Origin of the sequence: Microbacterium sp. (assembly GCF_041641055.1) — a bacterium.
In the GTDB taxonomy this organism is placed as follows: Bacteria; Actinomycetota; Actinomycetes; order Actinomycetales; family Microbacteriaceae; genus Microbacterium.
This window is the reverse complement of record NZ_JBEPZB010000025.1, coordinates 26,974-45,761: the sequence shown is the minus strand read 5'-3', so window position 1 is coordinate 45,761 and position 18,788 is coordinate 26,974. Positions and strand designations below refer to the sequence as shown.

17 protein-coding genes are annotated in these 18,788 nt (G+C 69.6%); 9 read left to right on the top strand and 8 right to left on the bottom strand.

Translation table 11 applies throughout. The features are described 5' to 3' along the window. A partial coding sequence (locus ACESK8_RS14180; protein ID WP_372969198.1) for a 30S ribosomal protein S15 occupies nucleotides 1-137 on the top strand: 137 nt, incomplete at its 5' end. A gap of 121 nt (nucleotides 138-258) precedes the next feature. On the opposite strand, the gene ACESK8_RS14175 is transcribed toward ACESK8_RS14180, so the two are convergent. Further along, the gene (locus tag ACESK8_RS14175; RefSeq protein ID WP_372969195.1) at nucleotides 259-1,263 is read right to left on the bottom strand and encodes an isopenicillin N synthase family dioxygenase; all 1,005 of its coding nucleotides are present in this window, start codon (nucleotides 1,261-1,263) and stop codon (nucleotides 259-261) included. A 147-nt stretch (nucleotides 1,264-1,410) separates the two neighbouring features. Here ACESK8_RS14175 and efeU point away from each other — a divergent pair, with 147 nt between their 5' ends. From efeU to efeB, 3 genes are read left to right on the top strand one after another with little or no spacing between them, the layout of a single operon-like run. Beyond that, entirely contained in the window at nucleotides 1,411-2,373 is a 963-nt protein-coding gene (gene efeU / locus ACESK8_RS14170) for an iron uptake transporter permease EfeU (protein WP_372969194.1), read from the top strand. Continuing rightward, nucleotides 2,370-3,602 carry an iron uptake system protein EfeO gene (gene efeO / locus ACESK8_RS14165; RefSeq protein ID WP_372969193.1) on the top strand — a complete coding sequence of 411 codons (1,233 nt, stop codon included), beginning with the start codon at nucleotides 2,370-2,372 and terminating at the stop codon, nucleotides 3,600-3,602. Before efeU ends, efeO begins: the two co-directional genes overlap by 4 nt. A 45-nt stretch (nucleotides 3,603-3,647) precedes the next feature. Then, nucleotides 3,648-4,937 (top strand): iron uptake transporter deferrochelatase/peroxidase subunit, encoded by a 1,290-nt coding sequence (gene efeB / locus ACESK8_RS14160; RefSeq protein ID WP_372969197.1) that lies wholly within the window; start codon nucleotides 3,648-3,650, stop codon nucleotides 4,935-4,937. Between the two features lie 45 nt (nucleotides 4,938-4,982). On the opposite strand, the gene ACESK8_RS14155 is transcribed toward efeB, so the two are convergent. Further along, a complete protein-coding gene (locus ACESK8_RS14155) occupies nucleotides 4,983-5,846 on the bottom strand; it encodes a serine hydrolase domain-containing protein (RefSeq protein ID WP_372969192.1) in 864 nt (287 codons plus the stop codon). After that, nucleotides 5,843-7,036, bottom strand: a complete 1,194-nt coding sequence (locus ACESK8_RS14150; protein WP_372969191.1) for an acyltransferase family protein — start codon at nucleotides 7,034-7,036, stop codon at nucleotides 5,843-5,845. Before ACESK8_RS14150 ends, ACESK8_RS14155 begins: the two co-directional genes overlap by 4 nt. Before the next feature lie 109 nt (nucleotides 7,037-7,145). Between ACESK8_RS14150 and ACESK8_RS14145 the strand changes: the two genes are divergently transcribed. From ACESK8_RS14145 to ACESK8_RS14135, 3 genes are all read left to right on the top strand, one after another. Next, entirely contained in the window at nucleotides 7,146-8,369 is a 1,224-nt protein-coding gene (locus tag ACESK8_RS14145; RefSeq protein ID WP_372969190.1) for an LLM class flavin-dependent oxidoreductase, read from the top strand. 1 nt (nucleotide 8,370) lies between these two features. Further along, entirely contained in the window at nucleotides 8,371-9,015 is a 645-nt protein-coding gene (locus tag ACESK8_RS14140) for an FMN reductase (protein ID WP_372969189.1), read from the top strand. A gap of 75 nt (nucleotides 9,016-9,090) precedes the next feature. Beyond that, nucleotides 9,091-10,443 (top strand): FAD-binding oxidoreductase, encoded by a 1,353-nt coding sequence (locus ACESK8_RS14135; RefSeq protein WP_372969188.1) that lies wholly within the window; start codon nucleotides 9,091-9,093, stop codon nucleotides 10,441-10,443. 13 nt (nucleotides 10,444-10,456) lie between these two features. Here ACESK8_RS14135 and ACESK8_RS14130 read toward each other — a convergent pair whose 3' ends face one another. Continuing rightward, nucleotides 10,457-11,152, bottom strand: a complete 696-nt coding sequence (locus ACESK8_RS14130; protein WP_372969187.1) for a response regulator — start codon at nucleotides 11,150-11,152, stop codon at nucleotides 10,457-10,459. Then, nucleotides 11,149-12,420, bottom strand: coding sequence for an ATP-binding protein (locus ACESK8_RS14125; RefSeq protein WP_372969186.1), 1,272 nt, complete (start codon nucleotides 12,418-12,420; stop codon nucleotides 11,149-11,151). The genes ACESK8_RS14130 and ACESK8_RS14125 overlap by 4 nt, the downstream gene beginning before the upstream one ends. A gap of 160 nt (nucleotides 12,421-12,580) precedes the next feature. Here ACESK8_RS14125 and ACESK8_RS14120 point away from each other — a divergent pair, with 160 nt between their 5' ends. Further along, nucleotides 12,581-14,020, top strand: a complete 1,440-nt coding sequence (locus ACESK8_RS14120; RefSeq protein ID WP_372969185.1) for a cation:dicarboxylate symporter family transporter — start codon at nucleotides 12,581-12,583, stop codon at nucleotides 14,018-14,020. A gap of 84 nt (nucleotides 14,021-14,104) precedes the next feature. Here the strand turns inward: ACESK8_RS14120 and ACESK8_RS14115 are convergent, their stop codons facing one another. Together ACESK8_RS14115 and ACESK8_RS14110 are read right to left on the bottom strand one after the other, a co-directional pair. Next, on the bottom strand, nucleotides 14,105-14,281 hold the full coding sequence (locus ACESK8_RS14115) for a DUF5302 domain-containing protein (RefSeq protein WP_167347446.1): 177 nt from the start codon (nucleotides 14,279-14,281) through the stop codon (nucleotides 14,105-14,107). A gap of 38 nt (nucleotides 14,282-14,319) precedes the next feature. Next, nucleotides 14,320-14,892 carry a DedA family protein gene (locus ACESK8_RS14110; protein ID WP_372969184.1) on the bottom strand — a complete coding sequence of 191 codons (573 nt, stop codon included), beginning with the start codon at nucleotides 14,890-14,892 and terminating at the stop codon, nucleotides 14,320-14,322. A 154-nt stretch (nucleotides 14,893-15,046) separates the two neighbouring features. Between ACESK8_RS14110 and ACESK8_RS14105 the strand changes: the two genes are divergently transcribed. Next, nucleotides 15,047-16,972, top strand: a complete 1,926-nt coding sequence (locus ACESK8_RS14105; RefSeq protein WP_372969183.1) for a GDSL-type esterase/lipase family protein — start codon at nucleotides 15,047-15,049, stop codon at nucleotides 16,970-16,972. 46 nt (nucleotides 16,973-17,018) lie between these two features. On the opposite strand, the gene ACESK8_RS14100 is transcribed toward ACESK8_RS14105, so the two are convergent. Further along, nucleotides 17,019-18,329 (bottom strand): UDP-glucose/GDP-mannose dehydrogenase family protein, encoded by a 1,311-nt coding sequence (locus ACESK8_RS14100; RefSeq protein ID WP_372969182.1) that lies wholly within the window; start codon nucleotides 18,327-18,329, stop codon nucleotides 17,019-17,021. Nucleotides 18,330-18,788: the final 459 nt, after the last annotated feature.

Below are 18,788 nucleotides of genomic sequence, written 5' to 3'. Positions count from 1 at the left end.
AGCACAAGCACGACCACCACTCGCGTCGTGGCCTGTTCCTGCTCGTGGGTCAGCGCCGTCGTCTGCTCGGCTACCTCCAGAGCGTCGACATCGAGCGTTACCGCTCGCTGATCGCACGCCTGGGCCTTCGCCGATAACGCGGAGCGAGCCAGCGTACAATCGCGCAGAACATTCTTGAGAAGGCCGTCCCAGGTGTGGGGCGGCCTTCGTCATGTCCGGGGGAGGGAGCGGGAGCATGCGCATCCCGCCCCGCCCGGGTCAGGCCTTCGCGCCGACCAGGTCCGGATGATGGATCGCGGCCACGTCGGGGTGGGCGCGCAGCCGCGACTTCATGGCGTTCTCGCCGTACGTCGCGTGGATCGGGTTGCTCGGATCCTCGGTGACACCGGTGGCCTCTGCAGCGAGCTCGGCCGGCAGCTCGAGCAGCGGCAGCTGCTGGTCGAGGGCGGGGTTGAAGAAGAACGGGATCGAGATGCGCTCCTCGGGCGCCCGCGGTGAGATCACGCGGTGGTTCGTGGCCTTGAGGTAGCCGCCTGTCGCGTACTCCAGCAGCTCGCCGATGTTGACGACGAACGCGCCGGGGACGGGTGGGGCCGACACCCACTCACCGTTCCGCTCCACCTGCAGGCCGCCCTTGCCGGGTTCCACCCAGAGGAGCGTCAGCACGCCCGAATCCTTGTGCGCCCCGACTCCCTGCTGGGGCTCCGGCTCGTGGGTGCCCGGGTAGCGGACGATCTTGATCAGCGTCGACGGCTCGCGGAACGGCTCGTCGAAGTACGACTCGTCCGCACCGAGCGTCACAGCCCAGGCGCGCAGCAGTTTGCGGGCGATCCCGGTCAGCGTGTCGTGCCACTCCGACACGACCTCCTTGAGCTCGGGCTGAGCGGCGGGCCAGAGGTTCGGGCCGGTGAGGCGGTTGAAGGCCGGGCCACCCTCGACGGGCTCGCCCTCGGGTCCGATGTCGATCTGCTCACGCCAGTCGACCTTGCCCTGAGTGCGCTCGCCTCCCACGCGGGTGTAGCCGCGGAAGTGGGGGCTGTTGACGTTCTCGATCGCGAGCTTGTCGGCCTCGGGCAGCGCGAAGAAGTCCAGCGCCGCACGATGCAGGCGGGCTTCGAGTTCGGGGGAGACGCCGGTTCCGGTCAGGTAGAAGAACCCCACGTCGTGGGTCGCGGCCCGGAGGTCGTCGCGGAACCGCGACGCGGCCTCGGGTCCGGCATCCAGCTGGGACAGGTCGAGGATGGGGAGCGAGAGATCAGCCATTCACCGAGCGTAGATCGGCGACGGAGAAGGGGGACGCAGTGTTGCGCCGGATTACCGACCGGAGGCGTGCACGGGAGGTCGTGGATCTGATGCTAACCTCTCTGAGGTAAGGGATGCCTTACCTCAGTCTTACAGAGAGTTCGCTCCGTGCTTCCCACTTTCCTGATCGGTCTTCGCGAAGGCCTCGAAGCGGCGCTCGTCGTCGGCATCCTCGTCGCCTATCTGCGACGGATCGGCCGTGGCGACGCGCTTCCCCGGCTCTGGGCGGGGGTCGGCCTCGCCGTCGCGCTCTCGCTCGGCATCGGTGCGGTCCTGACCTTCGGCGCGTATGCGCTGACCTTCGAGGCGCAGGAGTTGATCGGCGGCCTCCTCTCGCTGCTCGCGGTCGGCATGGTCACCTGGATGATCTTCTGGATGCAGAAGGCAGGGCGCACCATGAAGGCCACCCTCGAGGGCGGCATCGACAGGGCGCTCACGCACGGGGGCATCTGGGCGCTGATCGCCGTCGGCTTCGTCTCCGTCGCCAGGGAGGGCATCGAGACGACGCTCTTCCTCTGGTCGATGGTCCAGTCGCTCGGCGACACCCCGTCGGCGCTGCTCGGTGCCGTCCTCGGCATCCTCGCCGCCGTGGCGATCGGCTGGCTGCTCGCGCGCGGTGCCGTGCGTCTGGACCTCCGTCGGTTCTTCACCTGGACCAGCGGGTTCCTCGTCATCGTCGCCGCGGGTGTGCTCGCCTACGCGATCATGGATCTGCAGGAGGCCGGTGCCCTGCCCGGGCCGTTCACGTCGGTTGCACCTCTCGACCCCGCCACGGGCGCCGTCGCACTGGGCTGGGGCGCGTTCCCGTTCGGCTGGGCGTTCGACGTCTCGCACGCCGTCGCTCCGAGCGGCGCCTGGGCGACGATCCTCCAGGCGACGATCGGCTTCATGCCGCGCATGACGTGGCTCCAGGTCGCGGCATGGGCGCTGTACCTGCTCGTCGTCGGCTTCTTCTTCGTCCGAGGCCTCCGCACCCGCAAGGTCGCCGGCCCGCGCGCGTCCGCATCCGGGACCGGCACCGTGGCGCAGGATGCGTCGACCCCCACACTCACCCAGCAAGGAGCAGTATGACCACCTCTCGCCGTATCCTCGGTGCCGTCGCCGCCGCAGGCGCCGCAGCCCTCGTCCTCAGCGGCTGTGTCGCGAAGAGCGACGTCGCGACCGGCGCCAGCTTCGACGTCTCCTCGACCGACTCCGCGTGCACGGTCTCCTCGGCCACAGCCGAGAGCGGCACCATCACGTTCGACGTCTCGAACGACAGCGGACAGACCTCGGAGTTCTACCTGCTCGCCGAGGACGGGCTGCGCATCGTCGGCGAGGTCGAGAACATCGCGCCCTCCGCCTCGCGGACGCTCACGGTCGTCGCCCAGCCCGGCAGCTACTTCACCCTGTGCAAGCCGGGAATGGTCGGCGAGGGCGTCGGGAAGTCGGAGTTCACCGTCACCGGCGAGCGGGTCGCTGTGGAAGGTGAGGATGCCGAGCAGAAGCAGCAGGCCGTCGATCTCTACGCCGCGTTCGTGAAGGACCAGGTCGGACAGCTCGTGCCCTCGGTCGACGAGCTCGTGGCCGCATACGAGTCCGCGGACGACGAGACGGCCCGCACCCTGTTCCCGCAGACGCGCGCGTTCTACGAGCGCATCGAGCCGGTGGCGGAAGCGCTCGGGACGCTCGACCCCCGCATCGACTACCGGGAGGTCGACGCAGTGGCGGAAGGCCTCGACTGGACGGGCTTCCACCGCATCGAGAAGGACCTCTGGATCCCGGCCAAGGATGCGCTCAACGCCGACGGTGAGACCCCGGCATGGCAGGACTGGGCTCCGTCCACCCCCGAGGAGCGCGCCGACTACGGTGACCAGCTGCTCGCCGACGTGCAGGAGCTCTACGACTACGTGCACTCGGACGACTTCACGGCCGCGCTCGAGGATCAGGGGATCGGCGGCATCTCGAACGGCGCCATCGCGCTGCTCGACGAGGTCGCGACGGGCAAGATCTCGGGCGAGGAGGACTGGTGGTCCGGCACCGACCTCTACGACTTCGCCGCGAACGTCGAAGGGTCCAAGATGGCGTTCTCGCTGGTGCAGGACTTCGCCGCAGCCCGGGGTGACGACGGCGAGGCGCTGGTCGCGGAGATCGAAGACGGATACGCCGCTCTCGAGGAGTCGCTGGCCGCGCACGGATCCCTCGCAGACGGGTTCGTCGGCTACGGCGAGCTGACCGACGCCGACAAGCGCGAGTTCACCGACCTCATCAATGCCCTCGCCGAGCCGCTCTCACAGCTCACCGGCACGGTCCTGGACTGACACGAAGGTACGATCTCGCAGGTGGATGAACTCTCGAAGGATGCCGTGACCGCCGATTCCCCTGAGGAGTCGGCGGCCGCGGCATCCCCGCCGACAGGCCTCAGCAGGCGCGGTCTGCTCGGGCTCGCGCTCGGAGGCGGCGTCGCGTCGCTCGCCGTCGGCGTGGGCGCAGGACTCACCGGAGGTGTCGCGCTCGGCAGGGCGAGAGCGGAGGCGGATGCCGAGAGCGCGTACGAGTTCTTCGGCGCGCACCAGGCGGGCATCACGACGCCCGTGCAGGAGCATCTGCACTTCGCATCGTTCGACATGATGCCGCGCACCGATCGCGACGACCTGATCACGCTGCTCCAGGACTGGACCTACGCCGCCTCGCGCATGACGCAGGGGCTCGAGGTGAGCGCGACGGGGGCGGTGGGCGGCGACGCCGAGGTGCCGCCCGACGACACCGGTGAGGCGCTGGGGCTCCCGGCATCCGGTCTCACGATCACGTTCGGTCTCGGGCCGAGCCTCTTCCAGAACGAGGACGGCGACAGGTACGGCATCGCGAGCCGTCGCCCCGAGTCGTTGGAGCGCCTGCCGGCGTTCCTCGGTGACGATCTCGATCCGCAGACCTCCCACGGCGACCTCTGCATCCAGGCGTGCGCCGATGATCCGCAGGTCGCGGTGCACGCCATCCGCAACCTGAGCCGCATCGCCTTCGGGCGTGCGCGGCTGCGATGGTCGCAGCTCGGTTTCGGCAAGACGTCGCGCACGACGTCCGATCAGGCCACTCCGCGCAACCTCTTCGGATTCAAGGACGGCACAGCGAACATCCTCGCCGACGACACCGCAGCGCTCGACGAGAGCGTCTGGGTGGCGGCCTCCGACGAGCCGTCCTGGATGGCGGGCGGCTCCTACCTCGTCGCGCGCAAGATCGCGATGCTCATCGAGACCTGGGATCGCGTGCGACTCTCGGAACAGGACACCATCATCGGGAGGGACAAGGGCGTCGGCGCGCCGCTGTCCGGCGGTGACGAGTTCGCCGCACCGGATTTCGGCGGGTCGGCGATCGACGCGAACGCGCATGTGCGGCTGGCGCATCCGAGCCAGAACGACGGCATCCGCATCCTCCGCCGCGGCTTCAACTACGTCAACGGCAACAACGACCTCGGCCGCCTGGACGCCGGGCTCTTCTTCCTCTCGTATCAGCGGGATCCTCAGCAGTTCATCGCGCTGCAGAGGCGGCTCTCCACTGACCGCATGAACGAGTACATCCGGCACGTCGGCTCGGGGATCTGGGCGGTTCCCGCCGGTGCGAAGCCGGGGTCCTACGTCGGAGCAGGCCTGTTCGACTGACCGTCGCCGCCACGACCGCTGCCGCCGCCGGGCGCGTCGCAAGCGTCAGCCTCCGATGACCTCGGCGATGAAGGCCACGAAGGCATCCGCGCCGAAGTGATCGTCGGCCGTGACCGCGACCACCGTGTCGCCGGCGAAGACCAGCAGCTGGCCGTGGGCGCCGTGCAGACGCCAGACAGGGCCAGGACCGTCCCACCCGCTGAGGGCGTATCGCGCGTAGCCCGGATTCTGGCCGGCGACCACCCAATCCGCGTGCATGGCATCGGTCACGGCGCCCGGCACGAGCTGTCGGCCCTCCCAGGTGCCGCCGTCCCTGATCAGACGGCCGAGACGGGCGAGCTCCTCGGTGCGCAGCGCGATCCCCTCGCCGCCGAGGACGCGCCCACGGGGGCACCGCGCCCAGACGACATCGGCCAGGCCGAGAGGCTCGAGGAGCCGAGGCCGCAGGTAGTCGACGATGTCGCCGACCTGCGCCTCCAGCGCCGCCATGGCCGTGTAGGTGCTGGCGTTGGAGTACTGGAAGACCCGTCCGCGCGACGGTCGTGCGAGGAACTCCGCGGCGAGATCCGGCCAGTCCGTCATCATCGTCTCGGACCAGGGGAGGTCGATGCCGCTGGTCATCGAGAGCAGGTGGCGGAGCGTCACCTCGTCGACGCCGTCGCCCAGCGCGAAACCGGGCAGGTACCGTCCCACCGGTTCATCCAGCGTGAGGATGCCCTCGTGCTCGGCCAGACCGATCGCGAGGACGCTCACCCCCTTCGCGACGGAGTGGATCTCCTCTCGTGCATCCGCCGTCCAGCGGTGCGCGGCGACGTCGTCGCCGGTGCGGACGTGCAGGCCATGCGCGACGAATCCCGTGGCATCCGCTCGGGCGACGAGCCTGTCGCGAAGGTGTTCGGCGCGCGTCACTTCTGCTCGCCGCTGCGCTCGGTGCTGCGTCCGGTGCTGCGCCCGGTGCTGCCCTCGGTGGGGCGCGGGCGTCGAGAGCCGGTGGGGTCGCTGCGGTGGCCCTCGCGCGTGGCGAGCGCCGGGTCGACGAAGAGCCAGCGCGGCCGGGGTTCCACGAGCGGGCGGAACAGCCACCGGATGGGCTTCGTCGCGAGCGTCAGGGCCAGGACGACCGAGAGCAGGGTGACCAGGGGCAGCCACAGCCATGTCGGGTCGAGGTCGCGCAGCGCACCGGACTCGCGGAACGGGTAGAGGACGAAGGAATGCAGCAGGAAGACGTACATCGTGTACTGGCCGAAGCGCGTCCACCAGTAGGTCCCGCGCGGGATGAGGGCGAAGAACGCCGCGCTGAGCAGCACCGCGAGCACCATCAGGGCGATCCGCACGCCGCCCGCCCACCATTGCTCGCCCCCGAGGTCGGCGTAGGCGTCTTCGTAGAAGAGCCAGTGCCGCAGATCGAGCTCCTTCCAGAGATCGATCCAGTTCCAGGCGGCGAATGCGGTGCCGCCCAGGATCAGCACGCTGACCGCGCGGATCCACCAGGGGCGGAGGTCGAGCAGCCGGAGGCGGGCGACGACATCACGCTCGCGCAGCCACCACCCCAGCGTGAAGAACGGAAGCAGCCCGAGCGTGCGCGACAGCGAGAACGTGCTGTCGACGTTGGGCAGATAGCCCACGCCGATCGAGATGATGACGGTCCACAGCAGGGGCCATCGCAGCAGCGCCAGGTAGGGGAGGATCAGGCGGAAGATGCCGAGTGCGAGGAGGAACCACAGCGTCCACGACGGTTTCGTGAGGTTGGGGTCTACCTGCCCCTCGACCAGCCACTTCGTGAGCGTCCACAGGAACTCGAAGATGACGTACGGGACGAGGATGTCGGTGATCACGCGCGCCATCTGCACGCGCGTCGGCGATCCCGACTTCGAGAAGTAGCCGGAGATGATCGCGAAGGCCGGCATGTGGAACGCGTAGAGCGCGAGGTACGACGCCAGGGCGATGTCGGAATCGTAGGTGAGACGCTGGATGGCGTGGCCCAGGACGACCAGGACGATGCAGGCGTAGCGGGCGTTGTCCCAGAACGGGACCCGTCTGCGCGGCTTCGGCACGGATCCGGTCGCGGGGGTCTTCGCATCGGCTCCGGCACTGTTCATCCTCCGAGGCTACTCGGGGAATAAAGTTGCTCGCATCGCGTTGTCTCAGATACATTCAAATGAATAGAACCGGATGCAGGGCACCCGGTTCGGAGAAGACGGAGCAATCATGAGCGAGCAGGCAGGCGTCCCGGTGCAGTTCGGCATCATGTCGGTCAGCGACATCACCCGCGACCCCACCACCGGCGTGACGCCGAGCGAGCAGGAGCGGATCAAGGCGACCCTCGCGATCGCCACGCACAGCGAAGAGGTCGGACTCGACGTCTTCGCGATCGGCGAGCATCACAATCCGCCGTTCTGGTCGTCCAGCCCGACGACCTTCCTCGCCGCCCTCGCGGCTCAGACCGAGCGTCTGATCGTCTCGACGTCGACCACCCTGATCACGACCAACGACCCCGTGCGCATCGCCGAGGAATACGCGATGCTGCAGCACGTCTCTGACGGGCGCATGGACCTCATGCTCGGCCGCGGCAACACGGGTCCGGTGTACCCGTGGTTCGGCCAGGACATCCGTCAGGGCCTTCCGCTCGCGATCGAGAACTACGCGCTGCTGCACAAGCTGTGGCGTGAGGACGTCGTGAACTGGGAAGGCAAGTTCCGCACGCCGCTGCAGGGCTTCACCTCGACGCCGCGGCCGCTCGACGGAGTCGCCCCCTTCGTGTGGCACGGGTCGATCCGCACCCCTGAGATCGCCGAGCAGGCCGCGTATTACGGTGACGGCTTCTTCGCGAACAACATCTTCTGGCCCAAGGAGCACTACCAGCGCCTGATCGAGCTGTACCGCCAGCGCTACGCGCACTACGGACACGGCACACCCGAGCAGGCGATCGTCGGCCTCGGCGGGCAGGTCTTCATGGCCGCGAAGTCGCAGGATGCGGTGAATCAGTTCCGCCCCTACTTCGACAACGCCCCCGTGTACGGTCACGGACCGAGCATGGAGGACTTCACCGAGATGACCCCGCTCACCGTGGGATCTCCTCAGCAGGTCATCGACCGCTACGCCGCGATGCGCGAGCACTACGGCGACTACCAGCGTCAGCTCTTCCTCATCGATCACGCCGGTCTGCCGCTGAAGACGGTGCTCGAGCAGCTCGACATCCTCGGCTCCGAGGTCGTGCCGGTGCTGCGCAAGGAACTCGCGAAGGATCGCCCTGCGACCGTGCCGGACGCGCCCACCCACGCTGCACGCGTGAAGGCGGAGTTCGGAGACGGTCCCACGCGTCAGGCCCGTCCCGGTGCGAACCGCGGTGACAACCTCACCGGCGACTCGCCCTACCAGGACTCGCCGGCACCTGCAGGGGCAGCGTTCGGTCTCGCCCGGAAGGAGGCGTGAGATGACCGTGCGTCGGATCGCGGTGGTGTCTGCCGGCCTGTCGAACCCGTCGTCCACCCGGATGCTCGCGGATCGCCTCGCGGCCGAGACCGTGAAGGCTCTCGCGGGCCACGACATCGAAGCGAGCGTCGACGTGATCGAGCTGCGCGACTACGCGCACGACATCACGAACAACCTGCTCACCGGTTTCGCGCCGCCCGCCCTCGAGACCGCGATCAACACCGTGGTGTCAGCGGACGGCCTCATCGCCGTCACGCCGATCTTCTCGACGAGCTACAACGGGCTCTTCAAGTCGTTCATCGACGTGCTCGATCCCGACGCGCTCACCGGCAAGCCCGTGCTGATCGGCGCGAACGCCGGAACCGCGCGGCACTCGCTGGCGATCGACTACGCCATCCGTCCGCTGTTCGCCTACCTGCACGCCGACGCGGTGTCGACGGGCGTGTTCGCGGCGTCGAGCGACTGGGGTGCAGCCGCCGATCAGGTGGCCCCGCTCGCGAAGCGGGTGGAGAAGGGCGCTCGTGAGCTCGCGGACGCGATCGCCCGACGGGAGACGGCGACCGTCGAGGACCCGTACGATCCTGCGACCTATCTCGGCGAGGGACGTTCCTTCGGGCACATGCTCGGAGGCCTCGCGGGGGAGTGACCGCTCGCGCCTCGTTCCCCGCGGTGGGGCCATGGTGGCATCGACAATGTCCGAGGGACATCGTACGGTGACGTCATGGCCCCTCTCTCTGTCCTGGACGACGCGCGCACCGCGCTGGGCGGATCTCTCCTCCTTCCCGACGACGAGCAGTACGACGCGGCGCGCAGGCCGTGGAACCTGGCCGTCGAGCAGCATCCAGCCGGTGTGGCCGCTCCCGCCGACGTCGACGACCTCCGCACCCTGCTGCAGGCCGCCCGCGATGCCGGCGTGACGCTGGCGGTGCAGCCCAGCGGTCACGGAGCCTCAGGAGACCTCTCCGGCGCCGTGATCGTGCGGATGGCCGCGTTCGACGAGCTGTCCGTCGACCTCGGCGCCGGCATCGTGCGCGTCGGCAGCGGGGTGCGCTGGGGCACTGTGGTCGATGCCCTCGAAGGCACCGGCTGGGTCGCGCCGGCCGGCACGAGCCCTGTCGTCAGCGTCGCCGGGTACACGCTCGGTGGCGGCCATTCCTGGTTCAGCCGCACCGCGGGCCTCGGATCCGACAACCTGCGTGCGGCCTGGCTGATGCGTCCGGACGGCACGCACGAACGGGTCGACGACGACAGCGATCCCGATCTGATGTGGGCGCTCCGAGGGGCCGGCGGTGTGCTCGGGATCGTCACCGCGCTCGAGATCGACCTGGTCCCTGCGCCATCGGTGTGGGGCGCCGGTCTGACGTTCGATGCCGCGGACGCGGCAGCGGTGATCCGAGCCGTGCGCGATCTCGCCGGCGACGCGCCGTCGTCGCTGAACGTGTTCCTCAACTCGATGCGCATGCCCGACGCCCCGCAGCTTCCGGCCGAGATCCGCGGGCGGAGCTTCGTCACCGTACAGACGCTGTCCACCCAGGGGCCCGCCGAGGCGCTGATCGACCGCATCAGGGCCGCGGGCACCGTACAGCGGGAGATGACGGGAGCGACGACTCCTCGGACCATCGCCGACGCGAGTCCGGAGCCGACCGAGCCGACGCCGGGTCGGGGGGCGTCCGCGGCGTTGTCCGCACTCGACGACGACACGATCGACGCTCTCGTCGAGTTCCGAGGACGTCCGGAGCAGTGGCCGATCATGGGCATCGACCTGCGGATGCTCGGCGGTGCACTCGACGCCCCTCGCCGCGCGGGCTTCGCCTCGCTGGTCGGGGCGGGTTGGCTCGTGCATGCGCTCGTGCCGAATCTCCCCGGGGTCCCCGCAGAACCAGGGGACGCGAGCGTGCGAGGTTTCGGGGACGTGCTGGCGCACGCGCTCGCACCGCACACCGTCCCGACGTTCTTGGGCCCCGGCCAGACTCTCGACCGCTGCGGCGACTCCGTGGCGATCGATCGGCTGCGCGCGCTGCGCGGCGAGACAGACCCCGAGCAGCTGCTGCACGAAGGACGGCTCCCGCGCTGACGGTGCGCCGAGATCAGTCGGCTTCGTCCTCGCGTCGCTTCCAGCCGTACTCGGTCTCGGGTCGTCCGCGGGCGCCGTAGCGAGCGCTGCGTACGAGCACGCCCGTCGAAGCCAGGTGCTCGAGGTATCGCCGTACGGCGACCCTGGACATGCCCAGTCGCTCGGCCGCCTCGGTGGCGGACAGGGCAGGGCCGCGACGCACTGCGCTCGTCACCTTCTGAAGCGTGTCCGCCGACAGTCCCTTGGGAACGGCGACCGTCCCGGTCGCGCGCCCCAGCAGTGCGTCGATCTCGGCCTGGGTGGCCTCTCCGGCGGTCGCCCGAGCCTGCTCCCGATGGGTGCGGTAGTCGGTCAGACGCTCCTGGAACCTGGCGAACGGGAACGGCTTGACGAGGTACTGGTAGACGCCCAGGGCCGCCATCTGCCGCACGGTCTCCGCATCCCTGACCCCGGTGATCGCGATCACGTCGACGGAGGCGGAGCGCGCGCGCAGCGCCCGCAGCACGTCGATGCCCGAGCCGTCCGGCATCGTGATGTCGAGGAGCACGAGATCGAAGGGCTCGGCCGTCGATCGATCGAGCACGGCATGCACGGCCGCGCGAGCGCCCGTGCACTCGCCGCCCACCACGAAGCCCTCGATCCGCTCGAGATAGGTGCGGTGCAGCTCGAGCGTCAGCGGGTCGTCATCGACCAGGAGTGTGCGGATCACTGCTTCGTCGCTCCTCTCGGCGGCGGGAGCACGACGCGGAATGTCGTCGGGTCGGAGGAGACCTCGACCGTGCCGCCGGCGCCGAGCACGACGGACTGGACCAGCGCGAGACCCACACCTCGTCCCTGCGCTCCGGCAGGCTTGGTCGAGAAGCCCTGGGTGAAGATCCGCTCGCACAGCTCCGGCGCGACGCCGGGGCCGCTGTCCGAAACCTCCAGCACGATGCCGCCTGCGGCGGAGGTCTCCAGCGTCACCCCGACCCAGCGGTCGTCCGCGAGCGAGGCGGCATCCATCGCGTTGTCGATGAGGTTTCCGAGGACCGCCACGCTCTCGACCGCCGTCAGCGGAGACTTCGGTGTCTCGGGGTCGATGCTCACGCGCCAGTCGATGCCCCGCTCCTTGGCCTGCGACGCCTTGCCGAGCAGCAGCGCCCCGACGGCGGGATCTCCGGCTCGGCGTGCCGTCACCTGATCGACGAGCGACTGACTCTGGCGCGACGTCTCGGTCAGGATCTCGATCGCTTCGCCGCTGCGCCCCAGCTCGATCAGGGCGACCGCCGTGTGCATGCGATTGCCGTGCTCGTGCGTCTGGGCCCGCAGGGCGTCTCCGAGGGTGCGCAGCGATTCGTAGGAGGCGACGGCGTCCCGCACCTGACCGGGCGGCAGGTCGCCGGCGATGCGTCTGGTGATCCTCCGCGCCACGACGGCGCCGAGGACGCCCAGACCGACCAGCCCGACGGTGATGCCGATCGACAGCGGAAGCCGGCGCACGAGGGTCTCCGAGATCGACTCGATGGTGACCCCGGCGGACACCCACCCGATCACCTCGCCGTCATCCGTCCGCACAGGGACGATCGTCCGCACGGAGGGACCGAGAGTGCCCGTGAAGACCTCGGTGAAAGGCGCGGGTCGCGACGGGATCGTTCCGAGGTAGTGCGCGCCGATCTGGGCGGGGTCGGGATGCGTGATGCGGATGCCGTCGGTCGTCATGATCGTCACGAAACCGAGGTCGGCTCCGGCGATGACCTCGAGCGCATAGGGCTCGAGCATGCGGGTGGCGTCGTCCCGGTCCTCGTCACGGAGAGTCCCGATCACGAGCGGGGAGGAGGCGAGTGTCACCGCCGTCGCCGCGGTGACACGCTCCGCCTCGGCGTGGGTGGCACGCTGCGCATCGACGACCAGGAAGACGGCGACGAGGATCCCGATGACGACCGCTGCGGCGATGAGCGCGAGGAACACCCTCGATGCCGTGCTGCGGGCGGGTCTCATCGCATCCTTCCGATCGACGGTGATCGCGGGGTCGTGATCTCGGTAGGGACCAATACGACCACAAATGGCGTGCCGAGGGGAAGTCGGCGAGCGTGAACGTACCGACGGCGACGCAGCCGACGCTCATGTGACGAAGACGTTCATGCTCAAGGAGGAAAACATGGCCATCACGACAGGGTTCTCCCGTCCCGGATTCCACTGGCGCCGAGGCAAGCAGGCGTGGGACCGGCACACCTGGCTCTACGTGTCGGTGATCATCGCGGTCGTCCTCGGAGCCGCTGTCGGGCTCATCTGGCCCGAGTTCGGTCAGAGTCTGGAGCCGATCGGCAAGGGCTTCGTCTCGCTCATCAAGATGATGATCGCCCCGATCATCTTCTGCACCATCGTGGTGGGCGTCGGCTCGATCGCCAAGGCGGCGACGGTCGGGAAGATCGGCGGCCTGGCGCTGCTGTACTTCATGGTCATGTCCACGTTCGCACTCGCCATCGGCCTGGTCGTCGGCAACATCATCCACCCGGGCGCCGGTCTCGACATGGCGAATTCGTCGTACGACGCGACCGAGACCGAGGCCAAGACGACGACCGAGTTCATCCTCGGCATCATCCCGACGACGTTCTTCTCGGCGTTCACCGGCGAGAGCGTGCTGCAGGTGCTGTTCATCGCCCTGCTGGTCGGCTTCGCGCTCCAGGGGCTCGGCGATCGCGGCGCTCCGATCATGGATGCGGTGAAGAACCTGCAGAAGCTCGTCTTCCGCATCCTCGGCATGATCCTGTGGCTCGCGCCGCTCGGTGCGTTCGGCGCCATCGCGGCGGTCGTCGGCAAGACGGGCATCGCGGCGATCTGGAGCCTCGGCGTGCTCATGGTCGCGTTCTACATCACCTGCATCGTCTTCATCGTGGTCGTGCTGGGCACGCTGCTGTTCGCCGTCACGAGGGTCAACATCTTCAGCCTGGTGAAGTACCTCGCCAGGGAGTACCTGCTGATCGTCGGCACCTCGTCGTCCGAATCCGCGCTGCCGCGCCTCATCGCGAAGATGGAGCACATCGGCGTCTCCAAGCCGGTGGTCGGCATCACGGTGCCGACCGGCTACTCCTTCAACCTCGACGGCACTGCCATCTACCTGACGATGGCCTCTCTCTTCATCGCCACCGGGATGGGGCAGCCGATGTCGATCGGCGAGCAGATCGGTCTGCTCGTCTTCATGATCATCGCGAGCAAGGGGGCGGCCGGAGTGACCGGTGCGGGGCTCGCCACGCTGGCCGGCGGACTGCAGGCCTACCGACCCGACCTGGTCGACGGCGTCGGTGTGATCGTGGGCATCGACCGCTTCATGTCCGAGGGGCGTGCGCTGACCAACTTCACCGGTAACGCGGTCGCGACCCTGCTCATCGGCACCTGGACCCGCCAGATCGACCGGGAGCGTGTGCAGCAGGTGCTGAGCGGGGCGATCCCGTTCGAGGAGTCGCAGCTCGACGGCGTCGACGAGCACGGGATGACGGACGAGCGCGCAGCCGTCGACATCCAGGGGCTCAAGGAATCGGCGCTCGACGAGATGGCCGCCAAGGAGGAGCGTGCTCGGGCTCGCGCCGCGCAGGGCTGACAGACGGGCCTGAGCAGCAGCTGAGCACTGCTCCACCGAAGGGGATGCGGGAGTCGACGGTCGTCGGCTCCCGCATCCGTGTGGTCAACCGCTCTTGCGTCGGAACTCGCGCCGCGTCTGCGGAGCTGCCGCGCCGTGGACGGCGGAGTCGCCATCCAGGTGGGACTCGCCCTGCCGGTGGTGCGCGTTCTTCTTCTCGAGCGCTTCCTTGAACTTGCGCTTCATCTCCTCGGTGGAGGAGGCGCCATCGTCGGTGCTCATGCCCGCCAGCCTATGCCACGCCTGGTGTCGATGCGAGATCACCGGCGCAGGCGGCGGGACACGACGTCGATCGTGGCGCCCAGGGCGAGCGCGACGGCGACCGAGACCACGACGGCCACCACGGGTCCTCCGGGGACCAGCACCGCCACCACGGCACCGACGGAGGCCTGGTACGCCGCCCATCCGAGTGCAGCGAGGGAGACCAGGCCGAGGTACCGGCCGACCGGGAGGCGCGAGGCGCCGGCGACCAGGTTGATCGCGAGCCGCGCGAAGGGCACGAAGCGCGCCGTGAACAGCACGGTCGCCATGCCACCGTCCAGCCGTCGTCGTGCCCACTCCAGAGCCCGCCGCACGCGGGGTGCGCGCATCCAGGCCCAGCGTTCGGTGCCGACCGTGCGGCCGATCAGGTAGCAGCAGATGTCTCCGGCAGCGGCGGCCGCGCCCGCGCAGATCATCACGCTCCAGAGCGGAGGGCTGCCGGTCGTCGAGGCGAGTGCGCCGAGAGCTGTGACGGCGATCTCGCCGGGAACGACCACGAAGAACGCGTCGCCGAAGACGAGCAGACCCATGATCACCAGGCTCCACGGGCCGGAGAGCAGATCGGAGGACACGCCTCCACAGTGCGGTCCGGAGGTGAACGGCAACCGACGGCGGGATAGCCGGTGACCGGCGATCCAGCATCCGGTGAACTTCTGGTGCTCGGGTGGCGTTCCGCCTTCCCGGGGCGTCATCGCGCTGCATCCTGGGGATGTGAGAGTCGCGATCGTGACAGAGTCCTTCCTTCCGCACATGAACGGTGTGACCGGATCCGTGCTGCAGATCCTCAAGCACCTCGAGCGCACCGGTCACGACGCGCACGTGATCGCACCGGATGCCGTCGGCATGCCCGCGTCGATCGGCGAGGTCGCGATCGAACCCATTCCCAGCCTCGCGCTCCCCGGCTACCCGGGAGTGCGGGTGGGTACGTCACCGGCCCGCAGAGTCGCCGCCTCGCTGCGGCGTTTCCACCCCGACGTCGTGCATCTCGCCTCCCCGTTCGCCCTCGGGTGGCGAGGCGCGCTCGCCGCCGAGCAGCTCGACATCGCCTCCGTCGCCGCTTACCAGACGGATGTCGCCGCCTACACCGAGCGGTACCGGGTGCCGGCGACGACCGGATTCGCCCAGACCCACATCGCGAGGCTCCACCGGCGGGCGACGCTGACGCTCGCCCCCTCTGCGGATTCCGAGACCCGGCTCGCGAGCCTGGGCGTCGACAGGGTGCGGCGCTGGGGCAGGGGAGTGGATGCCGAGCGGTTCCAGCCCTCTCGGCGCAGCGCGGCGCTCCGCGGCGAATGGGATGCACCGGTGGTGATCGGCTATGTGGGCCGCCTCGCTCCCGAGAAGCAGGTCGAGGATCTGGCCGTTCTACAGGACCTTCCTGGCACCCGACTCGTGGTCGTGGGCGACGGCCCCTCCCGGGCGATGCTCGAGACGCGGCTGCCGTCGGCCCGCTTCCTCGGTCATCTCGAGGGCGAGCGCCTCGCGGCGGCCATGGCCTCGTTCGACGTCTTCGTGCACCCCGGCGAGAGCGAGACCTTCGGCCAGACCCTCCAGGAAGCTCATGCGAGCGGCGTGCCTGTGGTCGCCACAGGGCGAGGAGGACCGCTCGATCTGGTGCGGATGGGGATCGACGGCTGGCTCTACCGCCCCGGTGACCTCGATGACCTGAGGATGCGGGTCGCCGACCTCGTCGGAGACGCCCGCAAGCGTCGTGCCTTCGGAGAGGCCGGATGCCTGTCGGTTCAGGAGCGCAGCTGGGCGAGCGTGTGCGACCAGCTGCTCGGACACTTCGACGAGGCGCGGACGCTCCGGGCCGTCGACTCGGGCCTGCGCGCGCGCCGCGCCACCCGTCCGGAGCTCTCGGCTCCGGTCGCCCGTCGGCCGTGGCGTCGCTACGTCGCACTCGGCGACTCCCTCACCGAGGGCCTCTGCGATCCGGCGCCCGATGGAGCGCTGCGGGGATGGGCCGACCGACTCGCACTGCTGCTCTCCGCAAGGGGTGGACTCCACTACGCGAACCTCGCGATCCGGTCGAAGCGCGTCCGCGACGTCTGCACCATCCAGCTGCCCAGGGCGCTGGACCTCCGGCCCGACCTCGTCTCGATCCTCATCGGCGCGAATGACCTCGTGAAGCCCACCGTCGACGTGCCCGCGCTCGCCGCGGAGCTCGAAGACGCAGTGGTGCGCCTGAGGAGCGCCGGAGCGGACGTCGTGCTCGTCACGCCGTTCCTGCCTCGACGGCGCGCGGCATCCATCTACACGCGACGCTTCGCGGCGTTCGCGGTCGCCCTCGCCGGCATCGCGACGCGCACCGGCGCGATACTCATCGACACCGACCTGCACCCCAGCCTGCCGGACCGGGAGAACTGGGGGGAGGACCTCGTGCATCTCAGCAGTCGAGGGCACCGCTTCCTCGCCTACCGTGCCGGGGAGGTGCTCGGAGTCCCGCACGCCGACGCACTGGGTGCTCTGGACGCCGCACTTCACGAGCACGAGCGGATCGGCGCGGGCCTGTGGTGGCGACGGCACGCGCTTCCCTGGGCGTGGCGCCGGCTGCGAGGGCGTGCCGCCGGTGACGGTCGGGCGGCCAAGCACGACGACTACGTGTACCTCGGGCGGTCCTCCGCGCCCCGGAGCGTCGAGGTCGGCTGAGTGTCCCGGCCGAGCGCCGCGGCGCGTCCCGGCGGTGCTGGTCGGGTCAGCGCCGTCCCATGCCGTGGTACTTCCATCCCGCCGCACGCCAGGCGGCGGCATCCAGGCAGTTGCGGCCGTCGACGACGATCCGCCCCGCGACGAGGGACCCCGCGTGCTCGGGAGTCAGGTCGCGACGGTAGAGGTCCCACTCGGTGACGATCACGACGGCGTCCGCGTCCCGGAGGGCGTCGTCGCGCTCGGCGGCGTAGCCGAGCTGCGGATGCGCGGCCGCCGCGTTCGCGAGGGCGGCGGGATCGGTGACGACCACGTCCGCGCCGAGGCCCCGCAGCCGGACGGCGACGTCGAGCGCCGGCGAGTCGCGGATGTCGTCGCTGAACGGCTTGAACGCGGCGCCGAGCACGGCGATCCGGCGTCCGAAGACGAGGCCGCCGAGTGCGTCGACGACGAGTCGGACCGCGCGATCCCTGCGGCGCAGGTTGATCGAGTCGACCTCACGGAGGAAGCCGACGGCCTCGCCCCGCCCGAGCTCCTCGGCGCGTGCGGCGAAGGCGCGGATGTCCTTGGGGAGGCAGCCGCCGCCGAACCCGATACCGGATCCCAGGTAGCGGCGACCGATCCGACCGTCATGGCCGATGGCGTCGGCGAGCAGGGTGACATCGGCACCGGCGGCCTCCGCGATCTCGGCCATCGCGTTGATGAACGAGATCTTCGTGGCGAGGAACGCGTTCGCCGCGCCCTTCACCAGCTCCGCCGTGGCGAGGTCGGTGATCAGGAAGGGCGTCCCGGCCTCGAGCGCCGGGCGGTATGCCTCTCGGAGCAGGTCGGCAGCGCGTTCGCCGTCCGGGCCGGAGGGGACGCCCACCACCAGCCGGTCGGGCGTCAGCGTGTCGTGCACGGCCCACCCCTCGCGCAGGAACTCCGGGTTCCACACGAGGGTCGCCCCCGTTCCGGCCACCTCCGAGGTGAGCCGCTCCGCGGTGCCGACGGGAACGGTCGACTTGCCGGCCACCACGTCGCCGGGGCGTAGATGGGGGAGGAGCGCCGACACCGCCGCATCGACGAATCGGAGGTCCGCCGCGTGGCCGCCGACGATCTGCGGGGTGCCGACGGCGAGGAAGTGGATCTCGCACCCCGCGGCATCCGATGTGTCCGTGCTGAAACTCAGCCTCCCGCTCGCGAGACCCTCGGACAGCAGTTCGCCCAGCTGCGGCTCGAAGAACGGGGCCACACCGTCCGCGAGCGCGGCGATCTTCCGCTCGTCGACGTCGATGCCGACGACGTCGTGCCCGATCGAGGCCATCGCGGCGGCGTGCACGGCACCGAGGTACCCGCATCCGATCACTGACATGCGCATGGACTCAGGACAGCGGATGCTCCTCACGTACCGACGTCCGGGCGGTGAACCGCGGATGACCGGGCGGTGTCGGAACCGGAGGGTCGGCGGATCACGGGGGTTTTGCCGGTGCCGCTGATAGGCTGGAACGCGGTCGGCGCATGTCGACCGCACAATTTCATATCGACTCATGGAGCGATCGGCGGAGAGCTGGTCCCCTGTGGTGGGTTCCTCGGCGCGATGTCGGGTGGCTTTCTACTGGTGGCCAGCGCAGGTGAGATTCGCGGGATTGCCCGCGCGCCCGTATCCGGCCGCATCCGCTCCTTCATGAACACGCTCGCGCGTCACACGGATTCGCGAGTCTAAACAAAGAAGGAGAGACCTCTTGGAAGGTCCTGAAATCACCGCCACCGAGGCCGTTCTCGACAACGGCCGCTTCGGCACCCGCACCATCCGCTTCGAGACCGGCCGCCTCGCGCA